This window comes from Streptomyces sp. NPDC002446 (assembly GCF_053595675.1).
The window spans coordinates 150,959-163,721 of the sequence record NZ_JBSFYC010000004.1; the positions used below are offsets into that span (position 1 = coordinate 150,959).

The following is a 12,763-nucleotide window of genomic DNA, read 5'->3' on the forward strand; positions in this document are numbered from 1 at the left end:
CCCAGCACGGTCACCTCCAGAACCACACCCGGCGCCGCAGCCGCACGGGTGCAACGAAAGGAACACCGACCACCATGCTCCGCATCCGCATCCACATCCGCCCCCGCGCCGTCACCGCGGCCGCCGTCGCCCTGGCTGCGTTATCCCTGACCGCCTGTGGCGCCTCGTCATCCGATGCCCGCACTCCGGGAAACGCCACCGACGCCGCCACCCCAAGCCCAGGGGGCAACGCCGACGCCACTGGCAACGGCAACGGCAACGGCAAGGGCAACGGCAGCAGCAATGGCAATGGCAATGGCAACGGCAGCAGCAACGGCAACGGTTCGGGCCCCGGCGCTGGCCCCGGCGACGGAAAGAGCCGCCCCTCCCCCTCGAAGGGTTCGTCCGGCGGAAAGGCCCCCGGCCAGGGATCCGGCTCGTCCGACGCCTGTACGGGGGACAACGTGACGGCCACGATCACCAAGGTGCCGCGCCCCCTCAACCACCTGCTGCTGACGGTCACCAACAAGGGTTCCCGCCCCTGCAACGCCTTCTTTGCACCGTCCCTGCGCTTCGACGACGACCAGGCGGCCACGCAGGTAAACGAGGCCAGCAAGCCGCAGGCCGTGGTGAGCGTCGCCCCGGGCCGGTCCGCGTACGCGTCGGTGCTGCTCAGCGGCGAGTCCGGCGGGGACACCCATGGCCGCACCGCACGGAAGCTGACGGTGTACCTCACACCGAGCAGCGGTTCCGGTTCGGCCGGTGCACCGCTGACGCTCAGCCTGCCCGCCGGTACGTACAAGGACGACAACGCCTCGGTCTCCTACTGGCAGACCTCGCCGTCCGACGCCCTGCAGTTCTGAGGTGAAGCCCTGACCCTGACCCGGCCCCGACCGGCAGCAGCCCGTACGGGATCTTCCGTACGGGCCGCCCGGCCGTGGAGGGAGCCCGGAGACAGGGAACCCGGAGACAGCGAAGAAAGCGGCCACCGCGGGAGACAGAGAAGGAAACGGCCACCGCGGTGGCGTAGTCACCCGTCACCCTGTGTGAACCACCGCCTCCGACGGCTCCTCCGCGCGCATGCCCTGCCGTATCCGCCGTGAGACGCTGACCTGGAAGCGATGAGTTTTCCGCGCCAGCCGAGTCTGACCAGGTGCACGGCCTTCCACGACCTCCGCGAAGAGGAGAAGAAGATGAGCAAACTGGTCGTATCGACCTTCGTGTCCCTGGACGGTGTCATGCAGGCCCCCGGCGGACCGGACGAGGACCGCGAGGGTGGCTTCGAGCACGGCGGCTGGTCGGTTCCCTATTTCGGCGAGGACATGGGCCCCATCATGGTCGAGCAGTTCGCCGGGATGGAGTCCCTGCTGCTGGGGCGCAGGACGTATGAGATCTTCGCCGCCCACTGGCCGCACATCACCGACGAGAACGACCCGGTGGCCACGAAGCTCAACGCCATGCCCAAGTACGTGGCCTCGCGCACCCTGGACAAGGTGGAGTGGCACAACTCGCACTTGCTCCAGGGCGACGTCCCCGAGGCCGTCGCCGAGCTCAAGCAGCGCTCCGGCGGCGAGATCAACGTCCAGGGCAGCAGCAATCTCATCGAGACCCTGCAGCGGCACGACCTGGTCGACGAGTACCGGCTACTGATCGAGCCGGTGGCACTCGGCACCGGCAAGCGGCTCTTCGCCGAAGGGACCACGCCGACCGCGTTCCAGCTCACGGACGCCCGGCCGACCAGTTCCGGGGTGGTGTACTGCACGTACGAGCGGGTGGGCAGACCCACCTACGGTTCGTTCGACCTGGAGAACTACCCGGAGAAGGCGCGAGAGCTCAAGATCGTCGACGAGAGCGCATAGCGGCCTGATTGAGCGGCAGGGCGCATGCCGACTCCAGACCGTCTACACGCCGCGTCCACCGCCATGATCGAGGCCCCCTACCGATACGCCAGTCCATGGCGGTCGGCCCAGGTGTGGATCGCCGCGGCCAGCTCCTCGGGGCGGTCCTCCGGGGTGTGGTGACCGGCGAGGCCGTGATGGGAGATCTCCAGGCCCGCGATCTTCTCCTCGCACCAGGCCACCGTCCTCCGGTCGGTCATGGCACCAGGGCCCGGCTCGAACGCGGCGAGCAGCTTGGGGACTTCGGGGCTGGCGGCCAGCCAGGCGCCGTAGTGCTCGACGCGGGCCACGACGTCGGCGGGCTCGCCGTCGAGCGGCATCATGCGCGTCCACGCCAGCACCGGGCGGCGGCTCCGGGGGGTCGGGAAGGGGCGGCGGTAGACCTCCAGGTCGGCAGGGTCGAGCGGGGTGGCGACCGTATCCGGAAGTCCCTCGATGAACAGCGACTTCTCCAGGATCATCTCCTCACCCATGCCGGGGGTGCGCAGCCGGGTGAACAACTCCCGGCCCGCGGCGGGGAATTCGTCGCCGTTGAGCGGCTTGATGATCGTCTCGGTGAAGGCGAGGCCGCGGACGCGGCCCGGGAGGCGGGCGGCCCGGTCGAAGGCGAGAGCGCCGCCCCAGTCGTGGCCGACGAGAACGGCCTCGTCGAGACCGTGAGCGTCGAACCAGGCGTCGAGGTAACGGGCGTGGTCGTCGAAGGAATAGGCGAGATCGGGCTTGCCGGAGTCGCCCATGCCGATCAGGTCGGGGGCGAGCAGGCGGCGGCCGGGCGCGGCCACGCCCGGCAGGACGTTCCGCCACAGGTGGGAGGAGGTGGGGTTGCCGTGCAGGAAGACGAACGGCAGCCCGTCGGGGTCGCCGGACTCGCGGTGGTGGATGGTGGAGTCGAGGACCGGGGTGGTGGGCATCGCGGGGTGACATCGCTTTCGGTACGGGGACTCGGACTCGTTATGGGGACCCGGATTCATTACGGGCACTCAGATTCATTACGGGGATTCAGATTCATTAGGGAGATTCAGAGATTGAGGCTCAGGACGCGCTCGACGGTGATTTCGAGAACGGCCAGGTCCGGCGGGGCGGGCGGAGCCACGCGGTAGCGGGCGGTGTAGCGGCGGACGGCTTCGGCCAGGCGCTCGGGGTCGTCGCTGACCACGGCCGAACCCTCCAGGGTGATCCAGCGGAAGCCGTCCGCCTGGCAGAGCGCGGCCCGGGCCGCCGGGCCCCCGGACGCCACGTTCCGGGCCTTGCGGGCCCCGGCCCGGGTGGTCACCCGGGCCAGGCCCGTGGCCGGGTCGAAGCTGAAGCGGACGGGGGTGACGTGAGGGGTGCCGTCGGGGCGGAGGGTGGTGAGGGTGGCCGTGTGCGGGCGGACGAGGAATGCCCTTGCCGCGGGCGGGAGTTCGGAGCGCTCGCGGCTCACCCCTTCTTCACGCCCTCGTTCCAGATCAGCTTGGCGATGTTCGGCTTCACGGCCGTGGTGATGATGCCCATGGCCGTACGGACATAGCGCCGCTCCGCCATCTCGTGCAGCATGCTCGCGGCGAGGTCGGCACGGGCGGTGAAGACGCCGTCGGCGCTGTTCTCCGCGGTGTGGAAGGCCGTGACGACGGGGTGTTCGAAGAGGCCCGAGGGGCGGACGAGGGTCCAGTCGAGGTCCGTCCGACGGATCACGGCCTCCATGCGGCGCATGTCCTCGTGGAGCGTGCGGCCGAGACGTCGGTTCACCAGCGGGTCGAGTACATGGTTGAAGAAGTGGGCGCCGGAGGGGCGCCAGTTCGGGTCGGCGATGCTGGAGCTGACGGTGAGCAGCCGGGAGATGCCGTGGCGGGCCATGGCCCCGGTGATGGCCGTGGCGCTCGCCGAGTACGTGCTGATGGTCTCCTTGCTGAAGCGCGCGCCCAGCGCGGACAGGACCGCGTCCGTGCCGCCGATCGCGGCGTCGACGGCCTCCGGGTCGGTGGCGTCGGCGACGGCTACGGCGAGGCCGGGCCGTGCGGGGACGGAGCCGGGGCGGCGGGTCACGGCGACGACCTCGTGGCCGGCGGCGAGGGCCTGGTCGATGAGGCGGCGGCCGGTCGGTCCGTTGGCGCCGAAGATGGCGATACGCATGGTGACGGGGCATCCCTTCGCGTGGTTCCCGGAATGCCCTTGACTGTGCCGTTCGCCCCGCGCAGGCTCACCCCTGATGAATAACGCCGTCCCCGCACCCGCCCGCCCCCGAGGCCGCCCCCGCGGCAACCCGCCGACCCGTGAGTCGATCATCTCCGCGGCCCGTGCGCTGTTCCTGGAGCACGGCTACCGGCGCACCACCCTGCGAGCGGTGGCCGGGGCCGCCGGGGTCGACCCGGCGCTGATCTCGTACCACTTCGGCTCGAAGAAGGGCCTGTTCGCGGATGTGATGCAGTTCCAGTGCGCCAACGTGCTGACGGTGGACGCCGTCCTCAGCGGAGATCCGGCCACCCTCCCCGGCCGCCTGATCGACGCGGTGACGGACCTGTGGGAGGACGCGGACTTCCGGCAGCTGACCACCCGGGGCGAGGAGGCCGCCGAGGTGCTCCGCGAATATCTGGAACGCGAGCTGCTGACCCGGCTTGTTGAATTTCTCGGCGGCCGGGACGCGACCGCCCGCGCCACGGCCGTAGTGACCATCCTCGGCGGCCTCATCTACACCCGCTACCTCAACCCCCTCCCCACCCCCGCCGCCCTCACCCCGTCCGAGACCCGCCGCATCCTCACCCCAGCGCTGCGCACGGCACTGACCCCGAGCCCACGCACCCCGCCCCCCATCCGAACAGCCCGCCACGGCTCACCGCCCTCCGGCGGCGGCACCGTCCGCCCTTGAACCGCCTCGGCGCCTCCGTTCGGTTGCGCGGAGAGTGGAACCGCCTGGCGGTGTCGTCGGCGAGCCGGACGACCACTCGCGGTCCGCTACGAGGCTCCGTCCTCGTTGCCGCCGTCAACGAGTGGTTGTGACGTACTGGTCCGACGACAACTCGAACACCCGTACTCGCCGACCGCAGGTGGGATTGACGGTCTCACGGACCGGATGCATCCCCAGTTTGGTCATGATCCGTTCGGAGGCGTCATTGCCCACTTGAGTAATGCTGACGATCCGCTCCAGCCCTCGCTCTTCGAACCCGAACCGTACAGCGGCCGCAGCTGCCTCGGTGGCCAAGCCCTGCCCCCAGTGGGAACGTCCCAGCCGCCAGCCGACCTCAACCGCCGGCAGTACCTCCGGCAAGAAGTCGGGCACCGAAAGGCCGGTGAACCCGGCCAGCTCGCCAGTGGACCGGATCTCCACGGCGAACAGGCCGAAGCCCTGCGACTCCCACTCGCTCTCCCATGCCTGGATCCCGCCGCGAGTCTGCTGTTCGTCACGGACGCTGCCGTCACGGATCCACCGCATGACCTCGGGGTCGCCATTGACGGCAGCCATGGGCGCAACGTCTTCCTCGCGCCAGCGACGCAGGATCAAACGGGGAGTCTCAAGCGTGACCATCCAACCATTCTGGATCACACTCGATCACAAATGGGCTCTCCGCCATCCTCACTAGGCACTTTCGATACACGCCCCAGCGAGTTACGGCCCTCGTGGGACGGCAGACCGGTGCGGGGGTCCCGCACCGCGCCCGCGGTGAACTCGGCTTGCCGGGACACCGCTTCGTCCAGCAAGCAATGTGTTGGCTGTCGCCTCGCCGAGGAAGTTCTCAGACATAGGCCCATTGCAGGCGCTTACGCCGGATTTCCCGATGGCGGCTTCGCCGTATCAAGGAGGACCCATCTGTCCGGCGGCATATTCGCGGGAAACGGTGGTGGTACCGGTCGCTGCTCTTCCCGCCATGCCGGTCCGACAGCGGCAGGGGCGACCCGCCGCCAGAACCGGGCGGCACCCTTGTTCACCTCTTGGAAGCAGATGGGCCACGGACCAGGCTGCAGGCGGAGCAGTTCCTGGGCAGCCCGGCTGCCGATTCCCTGCCTGCGCAGCGCGCGGATATCGCCGAGGGCGACCGGCATGGTGTCGAAGACGTCGATGGTGAAGCACACGGTCCGGGAGCGCAGTCCGTTCTCGGGGTCGACCTCGATCTTCCGTCAGTGCTGTTCGATGACCACGTGGCCAGACTGTGTCCCGCCAGACAGCAAGACGGCCGGCTCGGTGCCCAGGAGGGCGGGCTTGTCGACCGCGATGAGGTGGCCCTTAGTGCCGTCAGCTGCGGACGTGAACGTGAAGGCACCGCCCTTGCCTTGAAGGCTGTCGGGGAGATCGACTACGCCCCCGGCGACGGGGGTGATCTTCCACCTGAATTGCGGCGGGACCGATCCCGACGCGTCGAGCGGGTTCACGGCGATGGGCATGGCCGGCTGGCGCATCACCAGCACCATCAGTCCCCTGGACCGGTCCTCGGTCTCCACCGTGTAGGCATCGTGGTTCTCTCGATACGTGATGCGCCAGCGGGCCGGGGAGGTGCCGGGAGCCCCGCTCACGGCCAGTGCATTGTCGTACTCGACCACTGGCTGGCCACCGATCCACAGACTTACCGGGCGATCCCAGAAAATCATTGACTCTCCCTCGCTCAGCCCCGGTCCGACGACCGAGGACTCAGCGGAACCTTCACCGGCGCATATCGCTCCAAACACCACCCAAACACCACTTCCCAGTGGGTGTGCCTGGCCTGACAGCGCCGACCCATCGGACACGACCTAGGCGAAGGCGGCGGCGAAGCGGGCGAGGGAGATCTTCCCGGCTTTCTTCGCTGCGCCGGAGCCCATTTCGGCCCAGTCGCCGACGTTGTCGGCCATGCCCTGGGTGAAGTCGACAGCGGTGGCGACGTCTTCCGCTGTGTCGGTGTCGTCCCCGCCGGCCAGGGAGACGACGGTGGGGATCTGGGTGGCCAGATCGACCGTTCCCTGGATCACTTTCCCGATGACCTTGCCTTGGCGGGCGCTCGCGCCGACGAACTTGGCGCCGCTGGTGCCGAGGTAGTTGGCGATGGCCCCGGCCTCGGCAGCGGCCGCGCCGCTGGTCGCCGCGAGGAAGGCGCGCCCGCCGCTGCGGACGGCCACGCCCGCCCTGCCGACCGAGCGCATGGCGAGGTTGCCGGCCCGCGCGGCCTTGCCGAGCGCGCCGACGACGGGCAGGGCTCCGAGTACGTCGGCGCCCAGACCGGCGATCGTTCCGGCGTCCCAGTCGCCCTGGATCACCGCGTCCGCGGTGTGCGCGGCCAGGGCGCCAGCAGCCGTCGCGATGGCGATGGGCCCGGCCAGCGGGGTCAGTACCGGGACCAGTGCCAGGACTCCGGCCACGGCGGAGACGACCCCGAGGACGTCCCCGAGGATGCCCCAGAAGCTGCTTCCCCCGGCTTCCGCGGCGGCCTTGGCGGCGGCGGCCGCCCTCAGGTATTCGAACTCCTGGCCGCGGGTTTCGACGATCCGCTCGAACTCGCGGTCCAGCAGCAGGCATTGCAGCTGGTACTCCGCCTGCACGGCGAGGACGAGGTCGATCAGGTCGCGCAGGGCCGGGTCCTCGATGCGGTCGGGCCCGTAGCCGTTGTCCTTCAGCCGCCAGACGAACCCCAGAGAGGGGACGTTGACCCAGCGGGCGATCTCCGGGTCGCTCAAGTCGATGACCGACCTGGACTGACTCTGCGCGTACTGCCGGGTTTGGTGGTCCTCGAGCGCGAGGCCCTCGCGCGCGCGTTCCTGAGCGGCCTTTTTGAGGGAGTCGATGAATTTGCCGATCCGCTTGCGGGCCTCGTCAGAGGACCACCGCATGGTGTGGAATTCACCGTCCAGTCGCCGCAGGGCCGCGATGATCCGGTCCTCCTGGTAGAGGAAGGCGCGGAGCAGTTGCTCGATGCGGTAGCGGTCCTCGTCCCGCAGGACTTCACGGGACCAGCGCCATGGGCGCCTCTCGTCGGGGCTGGTGTACCGGTTGAGTTTGTCGTGCACGGCCGCCACGATGCGGTCGTCACCGCCAGCCTCGTATCCGAGGTTCGACATGGGGAAATAGCCGTTTCCGGCAATGACGGTGTAGAGCTTCTCCATGGCCTTGAGCCCTTCCTTCCGTGCGGCGGGTCAGCCGGTGAATTCGATGGTGTTGCAGACCTGGCCGAGGATGTCGACGTAGTCGTCCCACTCGGCGAGGTTCTCCGTCGCGATGGAGAAGTCCGCCATCGCCAGACGGCCGGGAACGGGTACGAACACGTGCAGTTGGCGTACGACGGTGGGGCCGCCGCCGTCGCTCAGGAGGTTCACCGGCCGCTCGACCTTGCTGTCCTCGGTGAGCAGGACGGCGGGGCCGGTCGGCAGCTGCACCACGCCGACCTCCGCCTCGGGGTAGATGGCGCCCATGGTGCGGGCCAGTCGGTGCACGGTCTGGTCGTTGGACAGTTCGCTGGGCCGGGCCGTGACCGTCAGCATGAGTGAGGTGAGCCGCTGGTCGGGTTCATCCTCGGACGGCCCGGCCAGCAGGATCCCGGCGTAGACGGCGCCGGCGGCGGTCAGCATCTCGTACATCGACTGCTGCACCAGGACGGCGTGGGCGATCTCCTCGTCACTGGGGCGCTCTGACAGACCGGTGAGCTCTCCGATCAGCTTGTTGGTGTTCGCCTCCGCGGAGATGGTCAGGTCGATGTCCCGGAAGTCCTCGGGGACCGAGAAGCTCAGCGGCAGGTCGATCGTGGCAGCGGGCATGGTGGTACTCCTCTCTCAAGAAACGGATACGACCAGATCTGCCCCTGGGGCCCGCAGGCTGTGCTGTTGCGGGCCGGGCCGGGCAACCGGCAGCAGCGTCCAGTCGTACAGGGCAGGCGGCAGGCGGGAAGGCCACGGGGTGCGCCGCATCGCCCGGTCACCGCCGACGGCAGGACTGCCGTTCGGGAGGTGGCGGCGGCGGAGGTCTGCCCGGCTGCCTTCCCGCTTCGAGCGGGAGCGCTGTGACAGCGGGCTCTACGGTTGGGTCACCTCGGTGGAGCGGAGGTTGCGCAGTGTGCCGTCACCGGCGTCGTACTGGGACGGGTAGAGCAGCTGCACGGCCACGGTGAGCGGTGCGCCGGGCTCGATGGTGTGGATGTCGTCCGGCGTGGCGATGACGACGGATCCGTCGGTGCCGTCCTTGACCACGTCGTACCACTGGCTCTGTTGCGGGTTGATGCGGGTGCGCTCCGGTACGTCGAAGAGGATCTCCCACCGCACCACGCGCTGCTCGTTGGCGGCCAGCGTGAGTTCGTAACTGATGACCCAGCCCTCCGCTTCCGGGGGCCATGTCTGGGGCCATCCGGGGAGGTTGATCACGGGGGTGACGCTGACCGGAGGCAGTTCGACCTCGGTGGTGGCCGAGTCGGAGTACTGCCCGGCCGTGTTGGCGCGCGTGGGCGACGTGACCTGGCTGGTGCAGGTGAGTCGGCCCTCGAACGTCGGGTCGATGGTGCCGGTCAGGTTGATCATCGCCTTGCTGCCCCTGGGCAGGTCGATCGGCAGGTGCAGCCCGTCCAGGACCGAACCGGTGCCGCAGACGGCTCCGTTCTCGCCTTGGCAGGTCAGCTCCAGGTCGGTCAGCTCCGCCGGGACCGTGGCCTCCACCACGGCGTCGGGGGCGTCGTTGGGGCCGAGGTTCTGCACGCCGATGGTGTAGGAGACGCGTTCTCCCGCCTTCGCCGTCCGTGGGCCGCTCATCTCCAGCGGCATGTTGACCGGCAGGGCCACCGTGAGGTTCTTGAGCCGGTGGGAGGCGGTGGCGCTGCCTGTACCCGCCGCGAAGCCCAGTTTGAACGTCTCGGGCATGTGTGCCTGTCCGTCGGCACCGGCGAGGTCGAAGTCGTCGATCAGCAGGGTGCCGTTGGGGTTGGCGTTGTCGGCGTGCCGTACGGTCAGCCGGCCGTCGATGATGGAGACCTGGATGTGGGCGCCGTTCTCCCACGACCCGCGGAATCCGCCGGGCACCTGGACGCCGGTGAGCCAGCGGAACCCCTCCCGCAGACTGCCGGAGCCGCGTACCCCGACGGCGTGGGGTCGACGCCCGGGGCCTCCCGTACCGGCGTACTGCGTGGCGAAGTTCCCGAAGTTGTCGAAGCCGATACCCACGTACCCGGCTGTGACCCCCGGCGTGACGATGCTGCCCGAACCGTCCTTGGTGAAGGAGTACCCGAGCGCCCCGCCGATGCCGCCGGGCTCCGTCGTCTGCGCGCCGTCGATCACGTAGACGCTGAAGCCGTCGCCGAGCTGAGCGCCGCCCTCACAGGAGTAGTCGAAGTCGATGGTGACGCCGAGCGTTGAGGAGAACGGCTCGTCGAGGAAGGCCGTACCGGCCTGGGAACGTGCGTTGGGGGTGAGTTCCAGGCTGCCGCCGTTCAGCCGCGCGCTGCCCAGGAGTTTCCAGTGCGGGTTGGTCACGGTGCCCTGGGTGAACGATTCGACGATCGGGAACTGCACTTGCCGGGAGGCGGCGGGCACGCGCTCAGTCATGGGTGAATCCTCCTTGGCCGGACCTGCCATGGGCGGGTGGTTGCGCCATGCCAATTCGTTCTCTTCGCGAGATCGATGAGATGCAGAGAAAGATGCAGAGAAAGATGCAGAGAACCCAAAGGTCCGTTGCCTGACGCGCCGGCGGACCGTCCCATGCCGTTGCCAACTGACTCCGGCTGAGGACACGGTCATAGTGGCGTGCGCCAACCCACCGGGGCAGGGCGCGGGCCGGGGGCGACCGGAGCAACTCATTCACCTTGCACGCCCCCTGCGCGCGCCATCGCCTCGATCGTCCCCCACTTGCCGTTCATCGGAGATCCCTTCACGGCAGTACCGCGAGGCCGGTGATCAGCTGGAGAGGTCCTATCCGTCAGCCTCGGGGCTTTCGACTTTGGGCTTTCGGCATTCGGCATTCGGCTTTGGGCGGTGGCCGGTGGTCGGTGGGGTGGCAACGCTTTCGATCGATTCCGTGCGGCCGAACTCCCCAAGTGCCGGGCATTCAGGGAGGGCTTGGTAACGGGAATGGGTGATTCAGCCAGAGTCGCACATCTGCGCAGAATGTAATCCTTGTCCGGATGGGCGGTGGATTCCAGGATTTGGGGGCCCGCCGGGGTTCCTCCGGTACGGGCCGTCATCGACCTGGGCAGAGGGGTTTCTTATGGTCCTGTACGCGGAGGCAGAGGGCGGCGGCAGCAACTGGATGCCGTACCTCGGGTACGACGTCAGCAACGGCGACCGGATCGTCGGCGCCCTCATCTCCAGCCTCAAGGAGTACACCGGGCTCAAGCCGACCGGGAGTACCGGGCAACGGTTCTACAGCTGGGACCGTAACTCCGTAACACCGGAGGCGCGTTACCGGATCGACCTGATCATCAACTCCTGGCAGGCCATGGAGCAGCGGATCATCAGCGCGATGAGGAGGCTCGACGGAGACGTAGGGGCCCTGATCGAGAAGGACACCGCGGAGCGGGCCGAGTCCGCGGAGGAGGGCGACGGGTTCTACGAGCGGTTGGACACCCTGACGGAGGAGGGGGACCAGGAGAGGCTGCTGCGTCTTGAGGCGGAGGAAGCGAGGCCCGCGGGACGCGTGGGCGAATTCGTCCACTCGCTCAACGTCAACGCCGCCCGCCGGATCATCGACTGGTCCTTCGACGGGCCCTCCGGCGTCGCAGAGGACCTGGACTTCTTCGAGTCAGGCTTCGAGTACGTGGGGGAAGGGCCGCAGTTCGACGCTGAGCGGCGGAGCCAGCTCGCCGAGTTCATCGCGCTCGGTTGGGAGGCGGCCCGTGGGAACCTCGACCCCCGGGACGTGGACCGGGCCCTGGACGTCTTCCTCGGCGGAAGCCGCGGCGAGGACACACCGTCCAAGCAGGACCAGGCGATCGCCAATCACCTCAACGCTGCCCTAGGCAACGGCGCCTCCCGTTTCCACCGCGCGCGCACCCCCGACGCACTGGTCGACTTCACCGACCCGGTGGTCGCCCGGCCGATCCCGCCCTCGATCGCGGGCGCCGGCATGGGCTTCACCGACACGATGTGGCGGCTGATGGACGTCGCCTACGACGCCCAGCGCATCGCCGACCCCGAACTGCGCGACCTGGTCGACCATTGCCTGGCCGTCCAGGCCGAGTACCAGCTCCAGGCGCTCTTGACCAACCGGGAGATGGCAAAGGTCGTCGACGCCAGCAACCAGCAGTTCGAGTACCTCAAGGCCAAGGCTGCCGCTGAGGCCGCCAAGGAACAGGGCGGGAGCTTCTGGGGCTTCCTGGGAGATGTCCTGGGCATGGTGTCCGCCGTCACCGGTGTGCTGGCCATGATCCCCGTCCTCACCCCCATCTGCGGGCCCATCGCGCTGGCCACCGCCACGGGTGCGTTCGGGGCCCATCTGGTCGATGCGGCGATCAAGGGCGACTGGGATGCTGCCACGTTCGCCGGTCTCGCAGCGGACGCACTCGTGCTGATCCCCGGTATCGGGGCTACCGCGAAGGGGCTGAAGGCAGGCGCGACGTCGATGCGTGCCGTCGGCGGCCTCAAAGTCGCCTCACGGGCCGCGGGCCGGACCTTCCTGGCAGAGGTGGCCGGCAGGGGCGCCTCCGAGGCAACGAAGGTCTTCAGCTATATCGGCACCCGCGGCGCCAAGGCAGTGGGAGCCAGTACCAACGCGGGCAAGATCGCAGGCAAGGTGATGCAGGGCTCGGTCAATCTCGCAACCCAAGTCCCCCTCGCCATCGAGTTCGCCACCGGAAGCGATCTGGGCGACGCCAAGGAGGCCGCCACCGGCGCCACGCTCACCGCCAACTATGTCCAGACCGTTGGAAGCTGGGGCGCGGTCGGCTCCGCCGCGAAGAAGGGCGGCACGGTCACCCTCTCCCTCCTCGGCAGGATCGTCGGACGCCGCTGAACCGCACCGGCCACGGCCGCAC

Annotated in this window: 12 protein-coding genes; 4 read left to right on the plus strand and 8 right to left on the minus strand. The window is 68.9% G+C overall.

All coding sequences use genetic code 11. The features are described from left to right. Window positions 1-74 precede the first annotated feature (74 nt). Window positions 75-842 (plus strand): DUF4232 domain-containing protein, encoded by a 768-nt coding sequence (locus ACWD6P_RS04495; protein ID WP_451442515.1) that lies wholly within the window; start codon window positions 75-77, stop codon window positions 840-842. A 330-nt stretch (window positions 843-1,172) separates the two neighbouring features. Continuing rightward, entirely contained in the window at window positions 1,173-1,838 is a 666-nt protein-coding gene (locus tag ACWD6P_RS04500) for a dihydrofolate reductase family protein (RefSeq protein ID WP_451442550.1), read from the plus strand. 77 nt (window positions 1,839-1,915) lie between these two features. Here the strand turns inward: ACWD6P_RS04500 and ACWD6P_RS04505 are convergent, their stop codons facing one another. The 3 genes from ACWD6P_RS04505 to ACWD6P_RS04515 form a co-directional block, all read right to left on the minus strand. Beyond that, window positions 1,916-2,788, minus strand: coding sequence for a haloalkane dehalogenase (locus ACWD6P_RS04505; protein ID WP_451442516.1), 873 nt, complete (start codon window positions 2,786-2,788; stop codon window positions 1,916-1,918). 107 nt (window positions 2,789-2,895) lie between these two features. Then, entirely contained in the window at window positions 2,896-3,300 is a 405-nt protein-coding gene (locus ACWD6P_RS04510; protein ID WP_451442517.1) for a pyridoxamine 5'-phosphate oxidase family protein, read from the minus strand. Continuing rightward, complete coding sequence (locus ACWD6P_RS04515) at window positions 3,297-3,989, minus strand: NAD(P)-dependent oxidoreductase (RefSeq protein ID WP_451442518.1); 693 nt, start codon at window positions 3,987-3,989, stop codon at window positions 3,297-3,299. Before ACWD6P_RS04515 ends, ACWD6P_RS04510 begins: the two co-directional genes overlap by 4 nt. A gap of 76 nt (window positions 3,990-4,065) precedes the next feature. Here ACWD6P_RS04515 and ACWD6P_RS04520 point away from each other — a divergent pair, with 76 nt between their 5' ends. After that, the gene (locus ACWD6P_RS04520) at window positions 4,066-4,722 is read left to right on the plus strand and encodes a TetR/AcrR family transcriptional regulator (protein WP_451442519.1); all 657 of its coding nucleotides are present in this window, start codon (window positions 4,066-4,068) and stop codon (window positions 4,720-4,722) included. 114 nt (window positions 4,723-4,836) lie between these two features. Here ACWD6P_RS04520 and ACWD6P_RS04525 read toward each other — a convergent pair whose 3' ends face one another. From ACWD6P_RS04525 to ACWD6P_RS04545, 5 genes are all read right to left on the minus strand, one after another. After that, window positions 4,837-5,379: a GNAT family N-acetyltransferase gene (locus tag ACWD6P_RS04525; protein WP_451442520.1), complete on the minus strand. Its 543-nt coding sequence runs from the start codon at window positions 5,377-5,379 to the stop codon at window positions 4,837-4,839. Window positions 5,380-5,969: 590 nt separating this feature from the next. Beyond that, window positions 5,970-6,437: an I66 family serine proteinase inhibitor gene (locus tag ACWD6P_RS04530; RefSeq protein ID WP_451442521.1), complete on the minus strand. Its 468-nt coding sequence runs from the start codon at window positions 6,435-6,437 to the stop codon at window positions 5,970-5,972. A gap of 141 nt (window positions 6,438-6,578) precedes the next feature. Continuing rightward, the gene (locus ACWD6P_RS04535; protein ID WP_451442522.1) at window positions 6,579-7,922 is read right to left on the minus strand and encodes a hypothetical protein; all 1,344 of its coding nucleotides are present in this window, start codon (window positions 7,920-7,922) and stop codon (window positions 6,579-6,581) included. A gap of 30 nt (window positions 7,923-7,952) precedes the next feature. Beyond that, the gene (locus tag ACWD6P_RS04540) at window positions 7,953-8,570 is read right to left on the minus strand and encodes a hypothetical protein (RefSeq protein ID WP_451442523.1); all 618 of its coding nucleotides are present in this window, start codon (window positions 8,568-8,570) and stop codon (window positions 7,953-7,955) included. Between the two features lie 255 nt (window positions 8,571-8,825). Continuing rightward, the gene (locus tag ACWD6P_RS04545; protein WP_451442524.1) at window positions 8,826-10,340 is read right to left on the minus strand and encodes a hypothetical protein; all 1,515 of its coding nucleotides are present in this window, start codon (window positions 10,338-10,340) and stop codon (window positions 8,826-8,828) included. 658 nt (window positions 10,341-10,998) lie between these two features. Here ACWD6P_RS04545 and ACWD6P_RS04550 point away from each other — a divergent pair. Further along, window positions 10,999-12,741, plus strand: a complete 1,743-nt coding sequence (locus tag ACWD6P_RS04550; RefSeq protein ID WP_451442525.1) for an HrpF/NolX family T3SS translocon protein — start codon at window positions 10,999-11,001, stop codon at window positions 12,739-12,741. Window positions 12,742-12,763: the final 22 nt, after the last annotated feature.